The following is a 24567-nucleotide window of genomic DNA, read 5'->3' on the forward strand; positions in this document are numbered from 1 at the left end:
GGATTTTGGGAGAGAGACAGTAATTCCTGATTTAGTCAACCACTATCCTCCTTAAAATCACCCACTAAAGTTAATAAGTTTATTTGGACAATTAAAACGAACAACATGGAAACGAGTTGTGAATTTTGTCATCTAGTAAAAATTACCCTTGTCAACTCGTAATCTTGTTGATAGAATGAAATACGTCATTAATCCAGTCCACAAGAAACTTGCTGATGCTTGGAACATCAGTTACTTTTTTGGGCATATAACTAGAATATACTGGAACTTTACTCCCACCTTACATACTAAGGTGTTGTTTTTGTTTTGTCAATGTTTGGCATATTTCTACAATTTTATGGGTTCACACTAGTATCCACTACCACTACGGTGGTATTTTTGTTTTTCTATTGGCGAATACTGTCGCATCATAGACAGTTCATTATTACTCTATTCGTACATGTGGGAGCGGCTAAGCAATCACTATTCCTTCGGACTCGTACCTGTTTTCATAGTCTATCTGTCAAAATAGACTACTACTCACTATTAGTTCGGAAGGACAAATAATTGGAGATGTTATAGAGGAAGAGATGACGGCCCACTCTTCTTTTGGTGTGGCGTGTGTTTTACTATGGTATCATGTTATTAAAGTATTCACAAAAAGGCTGTCCAATTATTGGGGAACTAAATTATTATGAAATAAATGGCTCGATTAAAGGTGCAATAAAATAGATAGGGGATAAAGTATGAAAGAAGCAGATATTATTAAAAATATAATTCTACCATTCTTGTTAGAATCAGGATTCAAACAAGAAGAAATTACACTTGATTACACTGTTACTACGGATTTTAATGGTGGGAAAGTTAATTTTAGACCTGATATTGTACTATTCGATAAAAATCAGCCCTTACTATTGATAGAAGTGAAATCAGCCCCCCATTTTAATTCTAATAGTGCTGTTTCTCAAGCTTCCTATTACTCTGAATTACTTGATGCCCCATTCTATGCTGTTTCAGATGGTAATGAATTAAATGTATTCTCCAAATCAAACAAGTCAATTAATAAAATTAGACTGGCTCATCATGGTGATGAACCATTAAAAGATTTTCTATTAAAAACTCTTATTGTTGAGAAGTTAATGAATAGTAATGATAACAATATCACTTCATTAAAAATAGAAGAAATGTGGCTAACAGAAATTACTGATGAAATTTTATTGAATATTGAAAATGTAGATTTCAGAAATTTAGGGGCAAGGATTGTTGGGTGGCTCGGAGAAAAGCTTTTTGAAGAGTTTTGTATAAAGCAAGGAATAATAATTAAGAAGCCAACTCTTGACCTTGGTTATGATTTCCTTGTAGGAGAAGAAATGGTTGAAGTAAAAACTATTCTCGAACATAAAAATGTTAAAAAACATAATTATAGGTTGAAAAAACTATCTAGAAAATCGGTAACATTTGTGTTTATACATATTGAAACTGAAATAAATGAAGATGCCACACTTGGTTACGACTTTAACCGTGCTTATATTGCAGGGTATTATACGTTAGCTGGCGATTCCGAAGTCAAATCATTGACGAGAGTGGTTGAACGTTCTGAATTGTTACCTATTACTCAGTGGGCTGAACAACGTATTGGGGGTGGAAAAAATTGAACCTCCGAGATTTATTTGAAGATAATGATTTTGAAGAATTGGCGATAGAACATTCTAGGATAGGATTAAAGGTCTTAGAGAGGGCAATTGTTAAGTCCGAACTTTCCGATACAATAAAAAAGCAACTGCAAGATATTCTAAATTCTCAGTTACAAAGAGAGAAAGTAAGGGCTTTCTTAGAAAAAATAGTTGAAACTAGGCGATTCCTAAATTTAAGATTTAAAGCAGACGGTATTGATAGTGCATATTCGTCCAATGAAAAAATAGTATATCTTTTAAAACCATGTAATGATGAAGCTGACTTTAATAATTTAATAATGGTTCTTTCCGGAATTATTGATGCTGATTTGATGTGTTTTAAAGAACATGTAGTGTTACCAAAGGGAAAAACTGGTTCTATATCCGCCTTTGAGGAATACTTAAACAATACATTAGGAGAAGGTGGTTATAACCAGGTAATTATTAAAAACCTCCGTGATATACTTGTATTAAGGAGCAAAAAGTTTCCAACGCATGTTGATTCTACTGATTGGATTAAGAAAGTTAAATCCCTTGGTTTTGTCTATCCAATCAATGATTGGCAGAGTCTTGGATTTAAGTGTATAGAACTGTACTTTGAGTCTATTGCCAACACCTTAGTAACTCAATAAATACTGACATTTGTTAGGCTTCCAATTGGAAGCCTCTTTGGTCGACTCCATACTTTAAGTAAATGGTACACTGACGTTAAACGTGTATTGTTCAACATAGAAAGTTACAATGAATTTATCATGGATGAAATTAATCAAGTTCTAGGTTGAATGAGTGTAATACGGATAACTAAGTAATTTATTTGAGTAAACACAATTCCTTAGGACACGGATATGTTTGTTGTCACTGTCTACTCGACACATGTCGAGTAGGTAAACAGTAAGTCTTATAATAATTATATTCCTAGTGATTTGAAGCGGAAACCCTCACTTAATCGCTCACATTTTTGCTCACACAATTGCTCACATATTTTTGGAGAGATACTGTCTCCTAATTAGGTGAATTACTACTTTTCGCATAAAATCAATACTTTTAAGAATCTTTAGATACCATCACATAATTGTTTTGCTTATAATTTAGCCCTCTCCCTTTATTGACAGGGTGGGGGGCGCTGGTTCGAACCCAGTCCGGATCACCATACGTTAGAAGCTGGAACCCTTGAGGAATCAGGGGTTTTTTAACTTTTTTCTGTTTGGAATTGATCACATATATGGTTGAAATCTGGACTTGTTGACGGATTGTTGACGAAATAAAACGGTCTTTACCCATTTTTGTTTTTGGATTGATTTGATTCAAATAGCGAATCAAAATGTTTAGCTGCTTCTTGATCGGCAGACCTCAGAGCGTGCCCATTGACGCTCATTGTTATTAAAATGTTGGCATGACCTAGACGCTCAGAAATAATCTTTGCGTGAACGCCTTTATAAATTAACAACGTGACTGAGGTATGCCTCAAGTCATGAAAACGAATGTACTTTAAGTTGTGCCGTTTGATAAATCTTGTCCACCATGTTTTCACGCTGGAAGGGTAAAGAGGCTTACCATTCTAGTGGCAGCTCTGGGCACTCGACCAACGCATTAATGATAGGGGCGTTCGGTTGGATCGGGTGGTTATGGATCAAGCGATTGAGAGCGATAGCCTCTATGAAGAACGCTTGGTCAGAGAGGTAAAAGAGATAACTGGACTCGAAAATCCGAACAGCCTGGCCCAGTTGAAAAGCTGGCTGGCTGACAACGGACTTGAGACGTCATACGGAATGTCAAAAAAGAGCAAATGCCTATCCTGCTAGATACTGCGCCGACTGATACGGTTCTCCGGGTGTTGGAACTGCGGCAGGAAATGAGTAAATCCAGTGTAGACAAGTTTAAGGCTATGAAATGAGCTATTCGTACTGATGACCGCGCCAGAGAGCTACTACAATTCTGCGGAGCAAATCAGACATGGCGGTTGCTGAGCGGCTTATCCAGGTGCAGAACTTTCCGCAAAACAAGATCGAAGACTTGTCCTTGGCGCGGGAGACGCTTCGAAGCGCAGACGTTGAATGGCTGGAAACACTATTTGGTCTACCGCCATTTGTTCTATCACAGCTCATCACTACTGCATTCATACCCTCGCCTGGCAACCGTTTTATCGTCTCTGACTTCGCTGCGATTGAGGGTAGGGTTTATCTCTTGGTTAGCAGACGAAGAGTGGAGATTGGCTGTATTCAGAACGCACGGAAAAGTGTTCGAGGCAACCGCGGCGAACAGGTTCGGCGTTCCATTAGAGACGATTGTGAAAGACCACATCAACCATCTGTTACGGCACAAAGGGGAAAAGTTGCTTAATTGGCGTGCCCGGTTATCAAGGTGGCGTTAACGCTTTAATCCAGATGGGGGCGCTAAAGGGTGGGATCCCAGAAGACGAATTGGCTGGGGCTGGTCAAACAGTGGCGAGAGGCAAATCCGAAAATCGTAAAGCTTTGTATGCTGCTGAACGTGCCGCCGTCAGAGCGATTCGCGAGAAGACAACCGTTAAGCTGGCCCATGGTGTGCAGTACCGATATGCACCAGGTATGTTGTTTGCAGACCTACCAAGTGGCAGGAGCCTAGCATACGTGAATCCTAGCTTGGAGCATGATAATAAGTTCGATAAAGATGGCATCACTTTCTACAGGCAAGACCAGCAAACAGGTAAATGGGTAATTCAGCGCACATATGGCGGGAAGCTTGTCGAGAACCATGTCCAAGCGATTACGCAGGATTGTCTGGCTCAAAGCCTCGTATGTCTGGATGAGGAAGGTTATAGCACTTTAATGCATGTGCATGATGAAGCGGTGCTGGATGTACCGATCGCAACAGGATCGGTGGTAGAGGTTCAAGAGATCATGAGTAGACCGATGCAGTGGGCACCCGAACTGCCTCTAAGGGCAGCCGAGTTTGAGTGTAATTTCTATCAGAAGGATTAAGCAGTAAATACAATTCTATTAAGAATATCCTTAAGCCTACTTCTAAGTGAACCAATTGACTTATCAGAGACCAAATCGGGGTTGTCTCTTCTGAGTTGAAGAATAATATCTGCAATTAATTCATCTTGGTTAAATTGAATACCGCGCTCAAAACTACTTAAGTAATTATTAACTTGATTTTCTAAATAATAATAAAGATCGTCTTTTGGTACAGTTCTTAGACTTGGGATTTGATGAATCTCTGTATTTCGGATTTTTGACTGTGAAAATTTTAGGGTGGCAAAATCAGATTGCATCTCGTTTAACTTACCCATTATTAACTCAATCGGCATTACTTCAGTTTCGTTTAATTTAGCAACTTTAAATTGACCAAAACTTTTAAGAAAAGGCGAGTGATTTGGGTCTTTTAATGAATCTTCAAATGTTGCAACAGTCTTTCTAAGCAAGGTGTTTTTAAAGTCTACAACCTTCGAAAATCTTAAATCTCTAGGGTAATCTAAATGTTCAATTCCGCCAGCATCGAAAGTATAGTTCGTCTTGTCGTCCTTAATAATGATAGTTGGTTTGTCAAAAGCTAACCGCATGCCTAACTCAAACATTACATTTGGGTTCTTGCAGCTAACATCACAAATAACAAGATCGGAATTGTAGAGGCCTTGAACAATCCGCTTATGTATGAGTCCACTACTGTCAGATTCACTGACAAGACGCGCTTCAAACTCGTATTGATCGTGGTTAGCGAGAGCATCGGAAATAATAGACTTTACTTCCAGCCAGTGTTCTGGTCCACAACCATCAATTAGGGCTATGGGCATAACTAGACCAACATTAATTTTCTTTTTCTCTTCTGCCATATTGAAATCTCCTGTCTGTAAATATTTTCAGGAACATTGTACCAATTGTCGCGTTGACGGTATACCAGAAATGGTAAATATGTGGAGACCAATAACTTGGTTCAATCTTCGGTCAATGTAAGAACGACCTTATGCTTGCATTTAGGGCAAACGCTAGTCGCTTTGTATTTCTTCTTCTTATTTAAGTCGATCATTTTCACAAATGTGAGCAAAAATTCCTGGGAGTGATAAAAGACCAACGTCTAACTTAAAAAATTGACTACTTAACTATTTATTATGGACTTACCATCAGCAATAGTGAGCCATATTGCAAGGGTTAAACTAATTACAAGCAGAACAAGTACAACCAGATAGTCCGCACGAAAAATTACTCTAACTTCTTTCCACCCCAATGAAAAACCCCCTAAAAACCACTAAGAGAATCTCTGATTTTTAAATCGAGTTTTTGGAAGAAATCAAACATTGCTTTGTGATGGATGCAGAAGCAGCATGTCAGGGAGGCGCCTCGTGTGGCTTCCGGTGTAAAGGATCGGGCAAAGCGCCTAAAAGCCTTAGGGAATGCAGTTGATCCGCTGCAAGCCTTGCCAATTCTGTACGGGATTAGGGTGCTTCACGATTGCTTGGAGAGAGGGACATATCTTGATAAGGCGTATAGGAAGGAAGAAAAACAGAAAGAGAGGGTCGCGACTCCCCCTCCTCTAACCCCACCGCTATGTAGTGGTTACAGCTTCTTATAAAAGAAATATAACAGCATCCAGCATAGCGAAGTACCTGCAAATCCAATTAAGTCACCGTATAGCAAAGTGAAGTACACTGGGCCATAGGCTCCAACCATGAAAAAGAGGTACTCTAGGTAAATCTTGGCAGTTTGCTTCCAGTCCCACATAGTCAACTTCCTCCTATTTTTATTCAAGAGCGCTGCTAATGCATTGCTCAGGTCTGGGAGAAGGCTGACAGCCACTCCCAGAATAGGAGAAAGAAACAAGGGGATCAGGAACTGCAAGCTCACCTAATGGGTTTTGTGAGGTAAAACATCAAGGAAGTGATAATGGGGAACTGGTGGGTCACCCTGCCAAAAGTAAACCCTTTTAATTTTCCAAGCCTAGATCAATACGTTATTGAAATTCTAATTAACCAATAGGTTTGTTACAAAGTGTTTGTTAATCATATAAATATTTGTTTTTGTTTCTAACATTCGTGACCTACAAAAATTAGAATTAGAATATTCTAATTAAAAATATATTCTTTCCCATAGATACCAACCTCCTTTAAAATGTTTTGGCCTCACAACTCCATTATAGGACGCATCAATATCCAAAATCAAGAAACATTCACTATATGTAGAAAAACTAGGATTGAGGTGACAACATGGATGAACTAGATATCTCGTTCGGGAAGAACCTAGAAGATACCAATTGGAAAGTAGAATATCTGGCGTGGGCCGATTTCGTTGATAAGCTGCGGAAGGTAAGACGCACAGCTGAGACGATGGTGCAATATGACAAGATGGATAAAGCAGGACAGGGTAGGGCCAAAGACGGCCCTGCCTTTGTCGGTGGATTCATCCATGGAGGAAGAAGGCTGAAAGGGAACGTAGAATCTCGCAGCCTTATTACGCTTGACACGGATTATGCAGATGATAGTTTTTCCTTTGACGTTTAGCTGCTTCTTGGCGGTCGGGCTTATGTGATTTATACGACACATAGCCATAAGCCGCACCAGCATAAGTACCGCCTGGTTGTGCTTACAGACCGTCTTATGACGCTAGACGAACACCTGGCAGCATCCCGTAAACTAGCTGAGTGCATCGACTATTTCGATGGCGCGACATTTCAGGTACAACGGCTGATGTTCTTACCCAGCTGCAGTAAGGGGGCGGAGCCAACTTTTAGGAATCGGAGGGTGAGGCGCTTAGCGTTGACTGGTTGCTTGAGCAGTACAACGATTGGACGAATGTAGCTGGGTGGCCACGCCATCCGAAAGAGAAGAAAGGCCCGAACACGCACGGTCAGAACGCGGAAGACCCACGAGAAAAACAAGGTACGATCGGCGTATTTTGTATCACCTATTCTATTGATGAAGCTATTGAGACGTTTTTATCGGATGTGTACGAGGTAGGCACAATGCCTAATCGCTATACATTTCTTGGAGAGACGTCCGCAAATGGTCTGGAGGTTTACCCTGACCAGGAGCTTGTTTTTCCCATCAAGACAGCGACTCGATAGCAGATGGACGCACTTACAACGCTTTTGATTTGGTTCGCGTTCATAAGCTCGGGCATCTGGACGAAAAGGTTGCTGACAAAACACCGGATGCCAAGCGCCCGAGCTTCCTGGCAATGGAGGTCTGGGCATCAAAGTAAGCCGCTGTAAAAAAGACCGTATGGCAAGATAAGCAAGAGGAGTTCGCTGAGTTTGAAGAGATGGAAGAAGAGGACGTGGAATGGGAAACCAAGCTGGAGTATGACCGGAAAAACAACCGATTAATTACGCCCGGCAATGTTGAGATGATCCTTTCTAACGGCGAATGGTAAGGCGTCCTTGCCTATGACGCGTTCGGTAATACGGAGACGGTCTGCAAACCGTTACTGTGGCGCGGCATGAAACGATCTGGAGTTCCGTGGCTTGGTGCCGATGATAAACGGCTGCGACATTGGATCGGGAAGAAGCGCGGCATAAAGGGGCGGCAATCTTATCATGGACGCCGTAACAGAGGTCACATGGCAAAACAGTTTTCACTCTATTAAGGAATACGAAGAGTCCGTAGAGTAGGACGGCGTTGAGCGTATTTTCATTGATTACATGGGCGCAATTTACCCATTACGTGCGCCAGGCTACACGCAAAATGATGATTGCAGCATTTGGCAGCCTACGGGCGGTTTTTTATCATTGGGGGATGTAGGTAAATAGATATGGAAAAATTATTGCTTTCCCTTCCAAAATGGAACTGGGTGAATGATATGGACAAAGATAGAATTAATATTATTTAGGAGTACACAGGATTACCAGCAATGTGGGTGTTTGTAATCATTGCGACATTCGCTTTTGTTGTCGCGTTCTGGGATATCAAAAGAGATTTCTTTATTGCAATGATTGGTTTCATAGGTTCTTTAATTGGCGGTGCAATGACATTAGTAGGTGGTAGGATAACATTGAAAGACCAAAATAAAAAATACATTGACCAGCAGACTCTAAGCAATCATTTTCAGGGAGATGTGAAGTGTAAAAAGAGATTAGTCTTAACAGTGGTCATGTAGTAGATGAGGGACATTTACATATTGCTTGAAGAATTTTCCGGGAAGCTACATCAAATAAGATGAGTGCGGTGCACCCTATTACGATCCAAAATCATTCTACCAATGCTTGATTTTGATACTATATACATTTTGATTTTTAATTTGTATAGTACTATATTCCTTGGTATTCTTAGCTTATGGATATTTTAGGAATGACAAGATTCATAACTATTGAAATGATTTGATACCATCGTGCTCTAATCTGTCCAGCATGTTTGGTTTATGGAAATTGAGAGAAGACCAGCTATTTATCATTTCCGAACGGGCTGGTTGTATTTAGATTTCCAAATTGCTTATGAGATTATCGTCTAAAGTAGAGAAGATTTCAATTCAATGGGAGGCATTTTTGTTAAGGATCCATAATATATCGTTTTTATAAAGACAATATACCCAAATTGTTTAATACGTAGCTCCGATAATTTTGATGAAATTGCTCCTCAATAGAGGTTAGATAACCAACAGTTACTCAAAATAGACTGATAATCTTAGCATATTGCAAACAGCCAACATATAAAGCATCTCTAATAGTAATTAGTTAAGTAGGATGAGGTGAAAATAATGAATTCTGAACAAATCAGAAAAGAACATTTATCACGCTTTCCAATTAATGGGCGTATTATAGCTCAACAAGTAAATGATTATATTTTATATACTTATAATCTTCATTTGGAGGATTTGACAAATAAAACGAAGCATGGAGTTGCATATAAGCGCCAAGGGAGACGTGGCTTTTTTGCAAAAATAGCCACTGATGCAAAGTGTCTAATTCTCTCATTTTGCATAAATGGACAAGAGGAAGGGATAAACAAACAAAATGAGTTAAGTGAAATGGGAATTGCTATGGCGAGAACTCCAAAGCATCTTGAAACATATACTCGGGAGGCTTGGGTTGATCTGAGTAAAGTAAGTGAAATAGCTGTTCTAATTCCGTATATAGATGAGGCTTTTAACAAACGGCCATAACGACTTAAGAAAAAGTTATGTTTATGATAATTAGTAAATAGAATAGACTTCTGAAACACAATTAATTCAGTACGATCTTTATTTATCTTGGATGCTTGAAGGTGATTTTATGAAATTCCGTTATAATACTATCGATAAATGGGATCTACAAAAATCTTCACTATAGGTATGAAAAAGGAGAGTAATGTAGTTGATGAGTCTATCTAGCTAAATAAGTAGTGCGATCAAACTAATAAATTTCTTGTAACTTTACTATCAAATTCTTCTTGAAGAACTAAAAAGGAGTCGTTTAAATGAGTACAACTTCCATACATGCTGCGGAATACCCCATCGAGAAAGTGTTGAGCGATGATTATGTGTTTACAATTCCGAAATATCAGCGACCTTATTCTTGGACAACTGAGCAGGCAGAACTTCTGTACGATGATCTCTTACTTGCACGTCAACAATCGAGTGCCAACATTGACTTAGTAAATCCATATTTTCTTGGAAGCATCGTTCTAATAAAAAGTGATAGCCCCGAAGCAGAAGTGGTTGATGGTCAACAACGTCTTACGACACTGACAATTTTACTCGCTGTCTTACGCGAAATGGTGCCTTCGGATGTGGCGACTAATTTTACTGCTTTTTTATATGAAAAAGGGAACATGCTTAAAGGAACTCAAGATCGTTACCGGTTGACTCTTAGGGATCGAGATGCTGAGTTCTTTAAAACATACATACAGAAGGAAAAAGGAATCGAGGAACTGAAAACTCTGCAGACAAGCCTAACGTCAAGCCAGAAAAATATTCGAGACAATGCTCTTCTCTTTATTCGTAATATTGAAGAGTTGGATGTAACGGACCGTATTAGTTTGGCGATGTTTATCATTAAGCGTTGCTTCCTCGTTGTAGTGCGTACCCCTGACTTCGATTCAGCCTACCGCATCTTCTCCGTTCTAAACGATCGAGGTTTGGATTTGACGCATTCAGATATATTGAAAGCGGAAGTCATCGGTAACATCCCTGAAAATAAGCAGGACATGTATACAGAGAAATGGGAGGAAGCAGAGGACGAATTAGGTAGAGATGTCTTTAAGGAACTTTTTGCGCACGTACGAATGATTTTCCGAAAACGAAAACTCGAGAAATCAATTCTTGAAGAAGTTCGGAAATACGTCAATCCATCCAAAAATTCGGAGTTATTCATGGATAATGTATTAATTCCGATGGCAACGGCAATGAAGGATATTACTTCATTTAGCTACGAAAGCTACACGTTAGCCGACGAGATAAACCATTACTTTAAGCTGTTACAGCGGATTGATAACTCGGATTGGATGCCTCCGACTTTATCGTATATGTCAAAGAATCGAAACAATCCAGCAATGCTATTAAAATTTTTAACAAAAATGGAACGTTTATCCATGGGGTTATTAATCCAACGGGCGAACATAAATGAACGGTTAGAACGATATGGACGATTGTTAGACGTAATTGAGAATTATTCAGTATCATTGTTTAATGTCGATTCTCCAATCGAACTAACAAACGACGAAAAGACGGCGATCATTGCTACACTTGACGGCCCATTTTACCCAATCACAAAAATTCGCCTCCCGGTACTACTTCGGTTGGACGAAGAGTTGTCGGGCGGAAATGCTACTTACAACTATAAAGTACTATCTGTAGAGCACGTTCTACCGCAAAACCCAAAACCGGACAGCCTATGGGTAAAATGGTATCAAGACGTGAAGAGTCGTACCGAGCAAGTACATCGGATCGGTAATCTGGTTCTCCTCTCAAGAGCGAAAAACTCACAAGCTGGAAACTTCGAATTTGACCGTAAAAAACAAGAATACTTTATGAAAAAGGGTGTCAGTCCATTTGCAATTACAACTCAAGTTTTGCAAGAGGATGAGTGGACATTAGGTGTATTGGAGAAGCGGCAGAAGAACATGATGGATAAGTTGATCGAAATTTGGGATCTTCGGTAGAGACGAAAATGACTAGTATCTAATCAATTAAATAACATTTGGACTGATGCTTTTTATAATCTCGTCTAATACAAATCAAGGCCCTTTCAACAAAGTAAGGGCTTTTTATTCTGTCTATTTTGAACTGCAGAGCATGAGAATAAGTAAATGCCCCCGAAATAACAATATTTGCTATAATATCCACACAACCCTAACCACCGGAGGAAGCAAATGGCCTTACCAATAGCCCTTACAAATATATTCAAGCACAAACAAAAATCATACAAAATGGTCCTAATCCTTTGCCTTATAGACGAACTAAAAAAAGGTAACACGTCCGTTACCTTGGACACACTCAAACAAAGATTCCTTACTTACTACCAAGCTCGAGAAGCGAAAGAGCTAGTAGTTGATCCACCACCATCAAAACTAGGCAAACACTGGCGTGGGATTACCTCAGCTCAAATCCATCACATCATTCAGACGCCAATCCAAGCTCTATCTCAAATTTTGATCACCGATCGCGACCATAAAGCATATGGCTTTCGACCAGATATTTTAGAAGAGTTACGGACACCACAGATCATCGAACTGAGTGAGTACGCTACACGAGAACTGGATGATTATTACGGCCAGCTAAATCCGTCCATTCCGCTACATGATCATTTAAATACGATACTGTCTACTTATTTGGAAACAAAGCGGCAACCATTCAAAGAGAATGATCTTGGGAAACTAGTGAGACAGACCATTCCAAATGACATTTCAAAGCTCCCGTTCTTTCCAGAGGAATGGAAAGCTCAAGGATCTGTGGGACAAGGAAATTGGGCAGATGTACCTTGGATTGCGATCATGGATAAAAGAATCACTACGACTACACAACAAGGTGTCTACATCGTTTATCTTTTTTCCCAAGATATGAGTGCAGTATATCTAACATTGGCTCAAGGTGTAACAGTGCCATTAAAGCAAGGAAAGAAAGAGGGCTATGAGTTTTTAAGAAGAAAAGTCCAGGAGATTCGCTCTGTTATAGCTCTAGATGGCTTCCAAAAAGATGAAAGCATCCATCTGACTGAGAAGGGGATTGGAGAAGATTATCAAGTATCAACGGTAGCCTATGCGAAATATGAAGCAAGCAACTTGCCGTCTAATCAGCAGCTTCTGACCGATCTGCATTCGATGCTAGAGTATTATCAAGAGTACGTGGAATACAGTCTTCCAAAGGACACAACTTTCAAAAGCGAATCTACTACATCTTCTATTAAGAAGGAGCCACTTCTTGTGAATGATTTATACGTAAAAGAAACGATAGGCACAATTAAAACTTATATACGGCAAAGAGGATTCCATTACCCCGACCATCTGATTGAGAACTTCTACCTTTCAATAAAAACAAAGCCGTTTGTAATCCTTGCAGGCATTTCTGGTACTGGGAAAACAAAACTAGTGAAGCTCTTTGCAGAAGCGATTGGAGCAACCAGCGAAAACAGGCAATTTCGACTTATTCCTGTTCGCCCAGACTGGAGTGACCCATCTGACTTAATCGGGTATAAAGATCTTACGGGAACTTTCCGTCCTGGTCCACTGACAGAGGTTATTATGGAAGCATCCAATCCAGATAATGAGGACAAAGTCTATTTTATTTGTCTCGATGAGATGAACTTAGCACGTGTGGAACATTACTTTAGTGACGTTCTCAGCTTGATGGAAACACAGGAGCGTAAAAATGGTCGTATTACTACAAATCGGATGATTTCGGCAAATCAGTTGGGCGAAGATGACCGGGAGATCTATGAGGAACTATACTTGCCAAGCAATGTAGTGCTGATTGGGACGGTTAATATGGATGAAACGACGCATCCATTTAGTAAGAAAGTTTTGGATCGTGGAAACACGATAGAATTTAATTATATCCAACTTGATAACTTCCCTGATGATGAAGAAATACTGGAATCGGGTACAGAGCGGGGAGTTCCAGCATCTTTTTTGTCGAGTGATTATATTACCTTACAAGAGGCATACAGAAATTATAAAAGTCTTATCAAAGAATCAACTGAGAAACTGATTGAAATTAATATGATTCTTGAAAATATACACGCACACATCGGTTTTCGTGTGAGGGATGCTGTTTGCTTTTACATGATCTACAATGAACGTTTTCGTCTCGTGACCAAAGCTGAAGCATTTGATTTTCAACTACTTCAAAAAATTCTACCCAGAATACAAGGTAGTAATTTATCTGTGAAGCGAACTCTAATAGAGCTCCTGAAAATTACCTTGGGAGATACTCGATTACATGTGGACGAGCTAATAGGAGATGCCTCGTTGTTATACGAGATAAATCTGCAAAAGGAATATCCCAGTGCGCCGTACAAACAAAGCAGTAAAAAATTACTCTATATGCTCCGGAGGCTTGAAGAAGATGGATTTACATCGTTCTGGGTCTCTTAGAGAAAGTGTAGAGTTATTGCGAATAGAGACAGATCTCTTTGATCTATATATTAAAGGCAAACCTTTTCATCCAACCGTTGAGAAACTGCAGCTTCATCGGGATAGTAGTTTAGAATGGGAGTCAGCGACGTTACGGGTATCCAGTGATGCTCGTTTACTTACAATGCAATCAAAGCTCGTTTTTTCGCCCATTACAGGTGCTTTAACGGATATAGGTGAGGAAGACTCTTGGCCGATTTTTTTTGAGACACAGTCGTACGAATTTGTTTTGGTACGTAAACAGGAGAAGGAAATCTCTTTTTTTCATGAGAATGTTCATCTCCGCCAAGCTGTAAAGCCACTTGGAAAAGACATTTTATCTGGAATTTTGCTTTTTCAAAATGAAGTTGGACTGACTGAGATTGTGGTTCAAATGAATCGTCAGCCAGTATTAAAACTTGAGCTCGAAATATTTCCAGTTAAAATGGATTATCGTAGGGATTATCAAAACATTTTACGTGAAGTGAATGAACAGGTATACAACCTCGCTTTCGATTTTATGCGCAAGACTTATCAATTGACTGGGTTTTCTGAGACTAATTCACAGAGTTTGACCGAATTTTATTCAATTCTGCAACATGTCTTCCAGCAGTTAATGGGTGCAGTCGAGCGAATTAAGGTTAATCCGCATCATAAGTTTGAAGCACAGCAAAAAGTTGTCGATGCATCACGGGTAAAACGGGTAAGCAGGCAAAATCACACGTTCCTTAGTAAGCATTCTCACTTGCTAATAGAAGATCATAAAAATGGACTTTTGAGAATTCAAGACAAGATGTACCGTCCTTCTTTATTAAAAGAGAAAAGGCGAATCATTGATTACGATACTACAGAAAACCGTTTTGTTCGGTGGATGCTACTAAAAATCGTTGCAAAACTCAAGGAAATTCGCCTTCATTTTGAAATGAGTGTTCGTAATCGTGACGAGGTATTCTTGCAAAAGCTTGATCGGATGGTTGAACAAATCAGGGGAGTACTACAACTAGACTTTCTTGCTACTGCAACAGAAATGAACCAGTTGTCCGTTACGCTAGTTTTGCAAATGGCTCCAGGATATAGAGAAATTTATAAAGCTTACCTAACCTTAATGAAAGGATTGACTATCCAAGGAGAGCTATCAAAGTTATCGATGAAAGACTTAGCTCAATTGTACGAGTACTGGTGCTTTTTGAAGCTCAACCAAATTCTAAGTAAGAAATATAAGCTTTTAAAACAAGATATTGTAAAAATAAATAAACGAGGGTTGTTCGTAACATTGGACCGTAGTCAGTCGGCTCGCATGGTTTATGAAAATCCAGCGAATAATGAGCGGTTCACCCTTTATTACAATACATTGCCATCTGAGGACAAGAGAAAAGTACCCACATTATCACAGAGGCCAGATAGTGTATTGACTCTGAAAAAAAGTGACTCTCAACAAGAATTCAAGTATGTTTTTGATGCAAAATATCGACTCAACCCAGCTTATGAAGGGACAAGCTACTACCAGAAATATAGATTTCCAGGTCCTGAGGAAGACGATATTAATACTATGCACCGTTATCGGGATGCAATCGTATATTTAGATTCCACTACACTAGAGTATGAGCGAAGCATGTACGGGGCTTATGTACTTTTCCCCTTTCCAGATGAGGAATTGTTTCGCAAGCATCAGTTTTATAAAAGCATTGAGTTAATTAATATCGGAGCTTTCCCATTCCTGCCGGGGGCAACCTCTCTTTTAGAACAGTTTTTAGATGAGCTCATTTTAGATAGTCCTGAAAAAGCTTATGAACGCTCTACTCGACCTCGAGGTACGGATTACTACTATCAGAATAAACTTGGAAACAAGAATGTACTTGTTGGGTCTTTGCGAACAGGTCAGCTAGAACTGGCAATAAAACACAAGTTTTACCATGTTCCTTTAAAAAATCTAAAGGATCATAAAATATTGACACAGATTGAGTATGTTGCATTGTGCCAGTCCAGAAAACAATTTGGAGAAGATGGAGGTATCCATTGGTACGGCTCAATAACTGATTGGAAAGTAGTGCGCAGAAAAGATATTTTAGAAAGAATCCCTCGTCCAGGTACGGAAGAAGAATTGTACGTACGATTTGAAGTGAATGAATGGATAAAACGAGAAAAACCAATCCGTTTCGGTGGGCAAGGCATCTATACGTTGCTTTTAACAACCAAGTACATGTTTGATCGGGCAGATGAAATTAGTGAGCTGCGGTTAGACGATGAAGAGCAGTTAAAACTATGGCGAGAGAAGCGTAGAAGTGGGAAGGTAAAAGTCGTTTTGGATCATGAGTATATCGATTTGGCTAAAAAGGCTCGGGTGGAAGAGGTATAGAGAGAATAGCGAATTGGAGCGTTTATTGCTTCCGCGCTCCTTTTTTCTTTCAGAAGTTAACTTTTACTTAGGAGAAGATTATGGACGATAAAACAACAATTAACGACCTTAAATTACGAGTCCAACAATTTTGCGAGGATAGAGATTGGGACCAATTTCACAATGCAAAAGATCTAGCAATAGGTATCATTACTGAATCATCGGAGCTACTCGAGCATTTTCGATTTAAATCTGATGCAGAAATGGAACAATTATTTTTGGATGGCAACAAAAGACAGGAAATCACGGAAGAATTAGCTGATGTTTTATTCTTTGTTCTAAGATTTGCCCAAAAGTTTAACATCGATCTCACGGAAGAACTCTTCCAAAAAATTGAAAAGAATAATCGGAACTACCCGGTAGACAGATCTAAAGGATCAAATAAAAAGTATTCAGAATTATAGGGTGCGTATCCAAGCTCTAACGAAATCAGGCCAGGATTTCTTCCTGAAGATCGCTGAAATTATTAAGACTAAGGTGAGCAAAATGATTGTTTATGAAGCAACGAAAGAGGAGTTTCTGCAAGATGTTTTCGATGACAACCTTGTACAGAACATAAGTAGAAATTTCCAGGCTAAAATTGGTCGAATAAACCAGAGTGAAATTCGAGCTTGGGACAACTCCATGCAGTATATGTATCGAGTGCTAAATGACTTAGAGATACCGAATGATGCGGGAGTGGCTATTGAGTATAAAGTTCCCTATACATCTAGAAGGGTAGATTTTCTTATTTCAGGTTCAGATGACGACAATCAAGGTTCAGTTGTCATTATTGAATTGAAACAGTGGGGAAGCATCGAGAAAGTAGAGGGTAAAAACCATGTCGTAAAAACTGTAATGAACCGTAACGTTGTTGAAACACCCCATCCATCCTACCAGGCGTGGTCTTATGCGACCTTAATTAAGGACTACAATGAAAATTTTCAACATGATGATATTGATCTCTACCCGTGCGCTTATTTGCATAACTATTTAGCCACAGAAGACAATGATCCACTTACTGATGAAAATTACCAAACATATATAGAACAAGCTCCTTTATTTATTAAAGGGGATGCTAGTAAATTACGAGCCTTTATTAAAAAATATATTAAATATGGTGATAATAAGGAGAACCTTTACAAAATCGAAAATGGACGATTACGGCCATCTAAATCGTTGCAGGATTCCCTTGTAAATATGCTAAAGGGGAATCAAGAGTTTGTTATGATCGATGATCAAAAAGTTGTTTATGAAACTGCACTTCAATTAGCGAATGAATCATTAAGAACGAATCAGAAACACGTTTTGATTGTAAAAGGTGGGCCTGGGACTGGAAAATCCGTTTTAGCTATTAATCTGCTTGTTGAGTTAACCAAACGCAATTTAGTTTGTCAGTATGCAACAAAAAATGCAGCCCCTAGAAATGTTTATGCAAACAGATTGAAACAAGACTATCGTAAAACGCATATTGATAATCTCTTTAAGGGAACAGGAAGCTATATTCAATCTGAGTGTGATGAGTTTGATGTTTTGATTGTAGACGAAGCGCATAGACTCAATGAAAAGTCAGGAATGTTCCAAAATCTAGGGGAAAATCAAATTAAAGAAATCATCTATGCTTCCAAGCTTGCTATATTCTTTATTGATGAACGCCAGAGAGTAACTTTGAAAGATGTTGGTAGCATTGAAATGATTAAGAAGTTTGCCTTTTCATATGAGGCAACAGTAACAGAGGTACGGCTAGAATCGCAGTTTCGTTGCAATGGCTCAGACGGTTATTTAGCATGGGTTGACGACGTATTACAGGTTCATGAAACAGCAAATTCAAATCATCTCGGTAGTAACTATGATCTTCGGGTGTTTTCGGATCCGAATTTGTTGCGTCGAGAAATTGAAATGCTAAATCAGAGAAACAATAGATCTCGATTAGTTGCAGGTTATTGCTGGGATTGGAGAAAGGAAGGGAAAAACAATCCTAATTTCCATGATATTGAACTACCTGAGTATAATTTCGGAATGAGTTGGAATTTGGCTAATTCTGACACGTGGGCAATCAATGAGAATTCGATTAGTGAAGTTGGATGTATCCATACAAGCCAAGGGCTAGAGTTTGATTACGTCGGGGTTATTATTGGTGATGATTTAATTTGTAGAGACGGGCAAGTTCAAACGGATTATACAAAAAGAGCTAAGACAGATAGTTCACTTAAAGGATTGAAAAAAATGCTTCAAAGTGACCCCACAAAAGCATTACAATTAGCGGATGAAATTATTCGAAATACATACAGAACTTTGATGACACGTGGACAAAAAGGATGTTTTATTTTTTGCACCGATAAAGAACTAGAACAGTATTTCTTTAATAGAGCGGAAGAAATATATCAAACATATAACTCGAATGAGTTTTTTAAACCACTTTTAAAAGTTGCGGAGGAGAAAGAGGGGTATTAATCAATTGGAGATTCTTTCACAAAGCAATTAAGCAATATAGCAACAGATGCAGGAGAAAAGATGGAAGTCTGTAAAATATTCTGTGTAAACTCTCAACCATTAAACTATAGTGAGTCTTAAAAAGGTTGGGAGATATTTATGATCTCAAAAGAGCAAATCAAGCAGTGGATCAAAGCGTAAACCATGTAGTCGGTGGACAACGTACAGTGAGCTCTAAAGGATTTGTTTGCTGAAACGATCCAAGAAATGCTCGCGGCTGAGATGGAGTCCTCTCTTGGATACGCCAAGCATGACATGAAAAATAAGCGGACAACAAATAGCCGAAATGGATAAAGCAAAAAAACGGTCCGTTCCGAGTATGGGAAGTGGACATTCAAGTCCCACGTGATCGTGAGGGAGAATGTGAGCCTGCCTATATGGTTATTGGAATTGACCTTGAAGGTCATAAAGATGTCCGTGGAATCTGGATTGGAGAAAATGAATCGGCTAATTCTGATGAACATACCCGGTCATACCTGAAGGGGGAAATCCGGGATTTTTTGTATAATCGTTATCTTGCCCGGTTAAATGAGGGAGGAATAATTTAACATAAGGAGAAATACTATACATCCATGTAAGAGAGGGGAACAATTATCTTGATTCATGCTGATACTTGGAATAATAGAATTAAAAGCATTTCAGAGGCAGCTGCAAAAAAGATTCCGTATGTTGGAGCTATTGTTTCATTTGCTATTGGACAATTATGGCCAACGGATAAAGCGGATATTTTTAGTCTCATTAAGGATCAGGTAAAGGGATTAGTAGATCAAGCGATATTAAACAAAGAGATGGAGGAACGGAAGCACGAGATTGAAGGTTTAAATGATACGATGAATCAATATGTGGATGCTGGAAATCATGAAAAAGGCGGCTTTATGACCTCCATGCTTACACAGTTAAATATTATGCATCATAAACTCACGGAGTCAACTAACTCCATTCATTTAATTCCCCTCACCATCACGATTGCCAATATACACCTCACACTGCTTAGAGAACGACTCAGTCACGGCAAGGAAATATATACCGAGGACAATACGACGGTATGGCAAAAGGATTTGACTAAGAGATATCAAGACTATCATAAATTTTTCCTTGAGATTTACCCGAAATGGAAGACATGGAGAGAAAGTAAAATCGAGATAAAGTGGTATACAGACAAGAACCCGACTACAGTCCCTCCATTTTTTTATTGGGCAGCTCACGGGTATGCCAAAGATACATTTGCTGCAGAAAAGCCTATCCATTACCGCGATGATTTTAATAGTATTGAAACCACTTTTCAAGGGGTTTGCCAAGCGATCAAAGAAAGCTGGATGAATGATGCGATTGCGAAAATTGCAGCAAGTATCGCAACAACTTTTACACTCCACCGTTACATACCTGGGCGTGAGGATGAACCAGCCATTGTAGATCCAAATCTTGAAACCATTTGGATGGGGCCATATAGTTTATCCATCCTGGGAAATGACAGTAAGGTTTCGTATGCAGTAAATGTAGAAGACCAACCAGGTGAACTCAAGCAAGTGTACATACGTGAGTACAACTCCATTGACGGTATGCAACTCATTTATACAGATCATTCCGGCAATTTTATCGGTAATCCAAAGGGGGGAGAGCCTCATTACTTACCTACAACACAGGATAAGTATGTTATAGGCATGAAGATGAGATTCTCTTCAGGAATTATATGTAGACTGGAAGTTTTATTTTCAGATGGCTCATCTTCTGGAATGCTTGGAAACCGTAAAAATTGGAGCGGAACCGACGTGGATGCAGTTGTAGAGTCTAATTACAAGCTTGTCTGCGGAGCTTATAAAACGGGAGCTGGACCATCCGGAACAACAGGAATTTCTGTCATAAAGTTAGGATTCAAATATAGTAACTAACGTCTAAATGATCGCAAGCTACAAGAAACCCCATATCAAACATAAAAACAGGACTACGTAAACCGTAAGTCTTGTTTTTGTGTCATAACGTACCGGATTCTAAAAGATAACGCCCTAAACAAGCGAAGTCTCCTTTTGACACCCTCTCATTATCAGAGGAAGCATCGCTTTATTCAGTCATTTGTTGGAGCTTGCGAAGGAGAGCAAAACAAAATGGAGCGAAAATTATTAGGTCAAGTTGGCGTAGATTCTGGGCAATTGGTAATCATCGACCCTTGTTACATTGAAAGTGAGTGGCAAGGCAAAGACTCAGTACTTGGTGTTGATTTTTGGGGTCAAGGCCAAGAGAAGATATTCAGTCTACTAAAAGATGATGGGATTCAATAGAACGTATAGGCGGTAAGTGTAGAGTCATAACCAAAGATGCAGAAGCATTGATTAAGCGAATTAAATTTCTTCCAGAGGACATGAAACAAAAAATAGTGACTGCTCCTTATACTGATAGTACATATAATAAAGTTTGTGATATCACCTTGACCGATGATCAAGGAGGACAATTAAACTATAAGATGGGCCAGCCGGAATTGGGAGTTGCGTTTAATTCTGGACTTGGAGATGGAGTATATAATGTCTATGCTACCTATAAAGACGTTGAGGGATGGGGAAAACGCATCGTTAAAGTAGAAATTGAACTATTGGATGACGAGTATCTTGAAGATATTAATGAACGCTTTGGAATGAAATGAAAACAAGATTTCATCAAGAGGGCTTAAATGCAGTTTGAAGGTGTAGACTGGGTAGAACTATCGATCTAATTTGAAGTTGTTGAACAAGATTTTACGCGTCGAAAAAAACAAAAGCATCTTCAGGGAGCCAACCAGTGGTTCCCTTTTCCTTTCCCATGCGATGCAGGTAAAAGAACTATTTTTCAAAAATTGAAGAAAATGCCACTCCCTCTTTCAGACAACTTTCTTTGCAAAACTCATATGTTATGGCAGGAGGTGGTCCGATTGGCTAATAGGTGCCTTTGTCGGGGAAGTAGATGCACGATTTTTTGCAGGTGTGGATGTCGGAGAAGAAGCAAGTCAGCAATAGCGAGAGCAAAAAACGTGTAATCACAGGAGGTAGGGATGCTCTTTCTGAACATGGTATTTCTCATTTTGTTAACAGCAAGCAGCATGCTGTATACCTTTAAAAATCGGTCTGAGCTGGCTTGCATGGATGGCATGATATTCGCAATGGTGCTTGGTGCCATGTCTAGTATCTCTCTCGGATTGAATATACAAGTGTATCTCGTAAACGACTTGGGGCTCGCTACAATCCTTGCTGTTTTAATAGGGATATCCGTTGGGTTTGTTACAGGAAAATGGGTTTCTCTCACAGCATCCATTGAAGGAGTGATGGCAGGAATCATGGGCGGAATGATGTCACCCATGCTCGGGGCTATGTTAGGTCATCCTATGACCCTCATCTGGTTTCTTGACTTTGCTTATATTCTCGTTCTGATCCTGCTTGTTCATTTGGCAAAAGAGGCGAGGCAGGCATTTCTGGAAGAACAACTAGAAGCGGGGAAAAACCAAAGTGCTCCACATTGAAGCCTCCGATACTTCCATATTATCTTTACCCAGTTTTTCTCATGCAAAAGGGAGAGCATTCACTCTCCCTTTAGGTCATCCAGTCCTATTTCCTTTTAAAAATACTCGTTCCTTGCAATACCCGATACGTTTTAAAGATTTCTTTGGCGATTTGTACATTTCCCACAACCGCACCCAAGTCTATGTCTGCTATGCTAGGAAGCTGAAACAATGAGGGTCTCCGCGGTCTCTTTTTTCTCTGCGTTTTCATCCATTCCTGATGATACTGCTCCAATGCTGCCGGCTCTCTTTTCAGCAGTCGTCTGGAGACGTTGTTCTGCTTGAGCCATTGCATAAATTCTGGCGTGAAACGATCCTGGCTTGTGATTGGTTGTTGTTTTCTCAAAGACGTTCCTCCTTTCCCTACATGATCCTAACGAGCAGAAGGAACTTGGCTTCTCCTTAACAGATACACTAAAAGTACTATATGTCATTCGGACTACGTTTGCTTGTACGGTTGCCTACCAATGATATACAGGATGATGATCGAACCTAGGGACTTGCCAGGAATAGAATCGGTCACGCTAACTGGCTGTCGACATAAAAAATGGATGCTCCCTCCGCCTTGTTTATTCTACGTTGATTGGGATCTGATAAACTATTTCTGCCCATTGTAAGTTTCAGCGAAAGGAGACCTTTTAATCTGTTGGTGGAACGCCGTATGCGATGAAAGTCGCCTGTACGGTGTAGTCTCGTTATAAGACCGAGAGATAGAGAGGGATAAGACGAGAATAGCGATGTTGATATTGAATTTTCACCAAATAATTCAGCGCCTGCTAACTCCTATGGGGTATTTTCCATAAGTGGTGGTGATTTAAAATTTAGCAGTAATGCAATTGGTGTTAGTGCGGGGGAATCGGTACCGAGTGGTAGTTCCATACGCGATAACCTTGTGGTAGAAAAATCAAGGGCAGGAATAAATGTCTTTAATATCTTGTCTCCAAACCCAACTGTTTTCTTGATCTATGCTTCAGGTTTGACTGCGGTCGTGGGTGATACCGTAACGCTTGACTTAAATCAATTTCAAGATAGTGATGGAGACGTCCTTTCTGGTAAGCTTGTGATCACGTTCGACGGTATGAATTGGGTTTCTAGTATTACAAACTAACTTTTATGCTGCCTCACCATATTTTGGTGGGGCTTTTTCTTTGAAGCGGCGGAGATGTGAGTTGCACTAACTCAATATAGAAACCACATAAATTTACTTCAGGGGTCGTTTGGGGCGAGATTGAGACGACATCCCACCATTAACCTGCCTGCATGCGCGTGGTATAATTTGGTAAAAGTGAGGTGTGCGCTATGAAACGGTCTTTGTACATACTCGTAGTGTTGGCGATCCTAACGGGATGCAGAGAGTTCAAGGACACGAACGGAAATTTGGATTCTATACCGGACAGTGTCAAGAAAAGTATAGAGGAAGGGAACGTCCCTCCAAAGTCTTAAACACCCGCACCGAGTGAAGACACAGGTCCGTGATTAACTGCGCCATCTATTGTATAACTAGGTAATTTCAGCGAATGGGGGTTGCCATGAAACGGTTTACGTTATCATTATTCGTTATTGTCTTAATCGCGGCATTAGTCGGATGTTCGCCGAAGGGTGATCCAATTGATGAGAGATCTACAGAGATTATGATGTGACTTTTTATTAGCTATATTAATTGGATTTGGAGGAGAAGGAAATCAAAATATTATTCATTTGCAGCAGAAATAAATGGCGCAGTTTAACAGCCCAGAAAATTTTCCATGGTGTTAATAACTCTGACGTTAGATCTGCTGGTACCGAGGAGAATGCACGAATAAAAGTTACCATTGGTCATATTGGTTGGGCTGACGTGATCTTTGTAATGGAGAAAAAGCATGTTAGAAGATTAAAAGATAAATTTGGAGTAAACCTTTCGAAGAAAAAGGTCATTTGCCTTGGTATTCCTGATGATTATGAATATATGGACGGGGACTTAATTGAAATACTAAAGTCAAGAGTGTCTGAATACATCGATGTTCCAGAATAAATCAGCTTCTTGTAGCCC

The 24567-nt window shown here is 39.6% G+C and carries 26 protein-coding genes and 2 pseudogenes; 23 read left to right on the forward strand and 5 right to left on the reverse strand.

The genetic code is table 11. The features are described 5' to 3' along the window. Positions 1-725 precede the first annotated feature (725 nt). Both C3B52_RS23675 and C3B52_RS23680 read left to right on the forward strand, forming a co-directional pair. On the forward strand, positions 726-1634 hold the full coding sequence (locus C3B52_RS23675; RefSeq protein ID WP_103108846.1) for a type I restriction enzyme HsdR N-terminal domain-containing protein: 909 nt from the start codon (positions 726-728) through the stop codon (positions 1632-1634). Continuing rightward, a complete protein-coding gene (locus C3B52_RS23680) occupies positions 1631-2284 on the forward strand; it encodes a hypothetical protein (RefSeq protein WP_103108847.1) in 654 nt (217 codons plus the stop codon). Before C3B52_RS23675 ends, C3B52_RS23680 begins: the two co-directional genes overlap by 4 nt. A gap of 412 nt (positions 2285-2696) precedes the next feature. Here the strand turns inward: C3B52_RS23680 and C3B52_RS36680 are convergent, their stop codons facing one another. Then, on the reverse strand, positions 2697-2960 hold the full coding sequence (locus C3B52_RS36680; protein WP_164684887.1) for a hypothetical protein: 264 nt from the start codon (positions 2958-2960) through the stop codon (positions 2697-2699). Further along, positions 2926-3195 (reverse strand): annotated as a pseudogene (locus C3B52_RS23685) (tyrosine-type recombinase/integrase); the annotation flags it as partial. The pseudogene C3B52_RS23685 and the gene C3B52_RS36680, both read right to left, overlap by 35 nt. 82 nt (positions 3196-3277) lie before the next feature. Here C3B52_RS23685 and C3B52_RS37445 point away from each other — a divergent pair. From C3B52_RS37445 to C3B52_RS37455, 3 genes are all read left to right on the forward strand, one after another. Further along, the gene (locus C3B52_RS37445; RefSeq protein ID WP_235615836.1) at positions 3278-3454 is read left to right on the forward strand and encodes a hypothetical protein; all 177 of its coding nucleotides are present in this window, start codon (positions 3278-3280) and stop codon (positions 3452-3454) included. 151 nt (positions 3455-3605) lie between these two features. After that, complete coding sequence (locus C3B52_RS37450; protein ID WP_235615837.1) at positions 3606-3992, forward strand: hypothetical protein; 387 nt, start codon at positions 3606-3608, stop codon at positions 3990-3992. A gap of 5 nt (positions 3993-3997) precedes the next feature. Further along, complete coding sequence (locus C3B52_RS37455) at positions 3998-4612, forward strand: hypothetical protein (protein ID WP_235615838.1); 615 nt, start codon at positions 3998-4000, stop codon at positions 4610-4612. Here C3B52_RS37455 and C3B52_RS23695 read toward each other — a convergent pair. Further along, entirely contained in the window at positions 4609-5466 is an 858-nt protein-coding gene (locus C3B52_RS23695) for a hypothetical protein (protein ID WP_103108848.1), read from the reverse strand. The two genes, C3B52_RS37455 and C3B52_RS23695, sit on opposite strands and share 4 nt — an antisense overlap. A 721-nt stretch (positions 5467-6187) precedes the next feature. Then, positions 6188-6352 carry a hypothetical protein gene (locus tag C3B52_RS36685; protein ID WP_164684894.1) on the reverse strand — a complete coding sequence of 55 codons (165 nt, stop codon included), beginning with the start codon at positions 6350-6352 and terminating at the stop codon, positions 6188-6190. 482 nt (positions 6353-6834) lie between these two features. Here C3B52_RS36685 and C3B52_RS23705 point away from each other — a divergent pair, with 482 nt between their 5' ends. The 16 genes and pseudogenes from C3B52_RS23705 to C3B52_RS23765 all read left to right on the forward strand — a co-directional run bounded on the left by C3B52_RS23705 (position 6835) and on the right by C3B52_RS23765 (position 22499). Then, entirely contained in the window at positions 6835-7128 is a 294-nt protein-coding gene (locus tag C3B52_RS23705) for a hypothetical protein (RefSeq protein ID WP_103108850.1), read from the forward strand. 263 nt (positions 7129-7391) lie between these two features. Then, positions 7392-7691 (forward strand): hypothetical protein, encoded by a 300-nt coding sequence (locus C3B52_RS23710; protein ID WP_103108851.1) that lies wholly within the window; start codon positions 7392-7394, stop codon positions 7689-7691. 374 nt (positions 7692-8065) lie between these two features. Next, a complete protein-coding gene (locus C3B52_RS36690; RefSeq protein ID WP_164684895.1) occupies positions 8066-8212 on the forward strand; it encodes a hypothetical protein in 147 nt (48 codons plus the stop codon). A 32-nt stretch (positions 8213-8244) separates the two neighbouring features. Further along, positions 8245-8367, forward strand: coding sequence for a hypothetical protein (locus tag C3B52_RS37865; protein WP_268811901.1), 123 nt, complete (start codon positions 8245-8247; stop codon positions 8365-8367). Between the two features lie 109 nt (positions 8368-8476). After that, positions 8477-8722 carry a hypothetical protein gene (locus tag C3B52_RS23715; protein WP_103108852.1) on the forward strand — a complete coding sequence of 82 codons (246 nt, stop codon included), beginning with the start codon at positions 8477-8479 and terminating at the stop codon, positions 8720-8722. Between the two features lie 597 nt (positions 8723-9319). Beyond that, positions 9320-9724 (forward strand): hypothetical protein, encoded by a 405-nt coding sequence (locus tag C3B52_RS23720; RefSeq protein ID WP_103108853.1) that lies wholly within the window; start codon positions 9320-9322, stop codon positions 9722-9724. Between the two features lie 293 nt (positions 9725-10017). After that, positions 10018-11700, forward strand: coding sequence for a DUF262 domain-containing protein (locus C3B52_RS23725; RefSeq protein ID WP_103108854.1), 1683 nt, complete (start codon positions 10018-10020; stop codon positions 11698-11700). A gap of 210 nt (positions 11701-11910) precedes the next feature. Next, the gene (locus C3B52_RS23730) at positions 11911-14130 is read left to right on the forward strand and encodes an MrcB family domain-containing protein (protein ID WP_103108855.1); all 2220 of its coding nucleotides are present in this window, start codon (positions 11911-11913) and stop codon (positions 14128-14130) included. After that, positions 14102-16504 carry a DUF2357 domain-containing protein gene (locus tag C3B52_RS23735; RefSeq protein ID WP_103108856.1) on the forward strand — a complete coding sequence of 801 codons (2403 nt, stop codon included), beginning with the start codon at positions 14102-14104 and terminating at the stop codon, positions 16502-16504. The genes C3B52_RS23730 and C3B52_RS23735 overlap by 29 nt, the downstream gene beginning before the upstream one ends. 80 nt (positions 16505-16584) lie before the next feature. Continuing rightward, positions 16585-16947 carry a nucleotide pyrophosphohydrolase gene (locus C3B52_RS23740; RefSeq protein WP_103108857.1) on the forward strand — a complete coding sequence of 121 codons (363 nt, stop codon included), beginning with the start codon at positions 16585-16587 and terminating at the stop codon, positions 16945-16947. Between the two features lie 82 nt (positions 16948-17029). Beyond that, on the forward strand, positions 17030-18976 hold the full coding sequence (locus C3B52_RS23745; protein WP_103108890.1) for a DUF2075 domain-containing protein: 1947 nt from the start codon (positions 17030-17032) through the stop codon (positions 18974-18976). A gap of 183 nt (positions 18977-19159) precedes the next feature. Continuing rightward, positions 19160-19386: pseudogene (locus C3B52_RS38255) on the forward strand (transposase); the annotation flags it as partial. Between the two features lie 225 nt (positions 19387-19611). Beyond that, positions 19612-20904, forward strand: coding sequence for an insecticidal delta-endotoxin Cry8Ea1 family protein (locus tag C3B52_RS23755; RefSeq protein WP_164684896.1), 1293 nt, complete (start codon positions 19612-19614; stop codon positions 20902-20904). A 213-nt stretch (positions 20905-21117) separates the two neighbouring features. Next, complete coding sequence (locus C3B52_RS36695) at positions 21118-21291, forward strand: hypothetical protein (RefSeq protein WP_164684897.1); 174 nt, start codon at positions 21118-21120, stop codon at positions 21289-21291. An 80-nt stretch (positions 21292-21371) separates the two neighbouring features. Beyond that, positions 21372-21650: a hypothetical protein gene (locus tag C3B52_RS23760; RefSeq protein ID WP_164684898.1), complete on the forward strand. Its 279-nt coding sequence runs from the start codon at positions 21372-21374 to the stop codon at positions 21648-21650. 384 nt (positions 21651-22034) lie between these two features. Further along, a complete protein-coding gene (locus C3B52_RS23765) occupies positions 22035-22499 on the forward strand; it encodes a hypothetical protein (protein WP_103108860.1) in 465 nt (154 codons plus the stop codon). Positions 22500-22584: 85 nt separating this feature from the next. Here the strand turns inward: C3B52_RS23765 and C3B52_RS23770 are convergent, their stop codons facing one another. Then, the gene (locus C3B52_RS23770; RefSeq protein WP_235615840.1) at positions 22585-22884 is read right to left on the reverse strand and encodes a hypothetical protein; all 300 of its coding nucleotides are present in this window, start codon (positions 22882-22884) and stop codon (positions 22585-22587) included. A 953-nt stretch (positions 22885-23837) separates the two neighbouring features. Here C3B52_RS23770 and C3B52_RS38260 point away from each other — a divergent pair. Both C3B52_RS38260 and C3B52_RS23775 read left to right on the forward strand, forming a co-directional pair. Beyond that, positions 23838-23981: a membrane lipoprotein lipid attachment site-containing protein gene (locus tag C3B52_RS38260; protein ID WP_164684899.1), complete on the forward strand. Its 144-nt coding sequence runs from the start codon at positions 23838-23840 to the stop codon at positions 23979-23981. 238 nt (positions 23982-24219) lie between these two features. Then, a complete protein-coding gene (locus C3B52_RS23775; RefSeq protein ID WP_103108892.1) occupies positions 24220-24549 on the forward strand; it encodes a low molecular weight protein tyrosine phosphatase family protein in 330 nt (109 codons plus the stop codon). Positions 24550-24567: the final 18 nt, after the last annotated feature.

Origin of the sequence: Brevibacillus reuszeri (assembly GCF_002897295.1) — a bacterium.
GTDB lineage: Bacteria > Bacillota > Bacilli > Brevibacillales > Brevibacillaceae > Brevibacillus > Brevibacillus reuszeri_A.

What these genes read in the sequence shown, in the direction of transcription:
- C3B52_RS23675 (WP_103108846.1), top strand. Translation starts at nt 726, where the DNA reads ATGAAAGAAGCAGATATTATTAAAAATATAATTCTACCATTCTTGTTA.
- C3B52_RS36690 (WP_164684895.1), top strand. Translation starts at nt 8,066, where the DNA reads ATGAAACGATCTGGAGTTCCGTGGCTTGGTGCCGATGATAAACGGCTG.
- C3B52_RS23760 (WP_164684898.1), top strand. Translation starts at nt 21,372, where the DNA reads ATGAAACAAAAAATAGTGACTGCTCCTTATACTGATAGTACATATAAT.
- C3B52_RS23725 (WP_103108854.1), top strand. Translation starts at nt 10,018, where the DNA reads ATGAGTACAACTTCCATACATGCTGCGGAATACCCCATCGAGAAAGTG.
- C3B52_RS37445 (WP_235615836.1), top strand. Translation starts at nt 3,278, where the DNA reads ATGGATCAAGCGATTGAGAGCGATAGCCTCTATGAAGAACGCTTGGTC.
- C3B52_RS23695 (WP_103108848.1), bottom strand. Translation starts at nt 5,466, where the DNA reads ATGGCAGAAGAGAAAAAGAAAATTAATGTTGGTCTAGTTATGCCCATA.
- C3B52_RS23705 (WP_103108850.1), top strand. Translation starts at nt 6,835, where the DNA reads ATGGATGAACTAGATATCTCGTTCGGGAAGAACCTAGAAGATACCAAT.
- C3B52_RS23765 (WP_103108860.1), top strand. Translation starts at nt 22,035, where the DNA reads ATGCTCTTTCTGAACATGGTATTTCTCATTTTGTTAACAGCAAGCAGC.
- C3B52_RS23715 (WP_103108852.1), top strand. Translation starts at nt 8,477, where the DNA reads ATGTGGGTGTTTGTAATCATTGCGACATTCGCTTTTGTTGTCGCGTTC.
- C3B52_RS38260 (WP_164684899.1), top strand. Translation starts at nt 23,838, where the DNA reads ATGAAACGGTCTTTGTACATACTCGTAGTGTTGGCGATCCTAACGGGA.
- C3B52_RS37450 (WP_235615837.1), top strand. Translation starts at nt 3,606, where the DNA reads ATGGCGGTTGCTGAGCGGCTTATCCAGGTGCAGAACTTTCCGCAAAAC.
- C3B52_RS36695 (WP_164684897.1), top strand. Translation starts at nt 21,118, where the DNA reads ATGGAGCGAAAATTATTAGGTCAAGTTGGCGTAGATTCTGGGCAATTG.
- C3B52_RS23730 (WP_103108855.1), top strand. Translation starts at nt 11,911, where the DNA reads ATGGCCTTACCAATAGCCCTTACAAATATATTCAAGCACAAACAAAAA.
- C3B52_RS23735 (WP_103108856.1), top strand. Translation starts at nt 14,102, where the DNA reads ATGGATTTACATCGTTCTGGGTCTCTTAGAGAAAGTGTAGAGTTATTG.
- C3B52_RS23720 (WP_103108853.1), top strand. Translation starts at nt 9,320, where the DNA reads ATGAATTCTGAACAAATCAGAAAAGAACATTTATCACGCTTTCCAATT.
- C3B52_RS23745 (WP_103108890.1), top strand. Translation starts at nt 17,030, where the DNA reads ATGATTGTTTATGAAGCAACGAAAGAGGAGTTTCTGCAAGATGTTTTC.
- C3B52_RS23740 (WP_103108857.1), top strand. Translation starts at nt 16,585, where the DNA reads ATGGACGATAAAACAACAATTAACGACCTTAAATTACGAGTCCAACAA.
- C3B52_RS36685 (WP_164684894.1), bottom strand. Translation starts at nt 6,352, where the DNA reads ATGTGGGACTGGAAGCAAACTGCCAAGATTTACCTAGAGTACCTCTTT.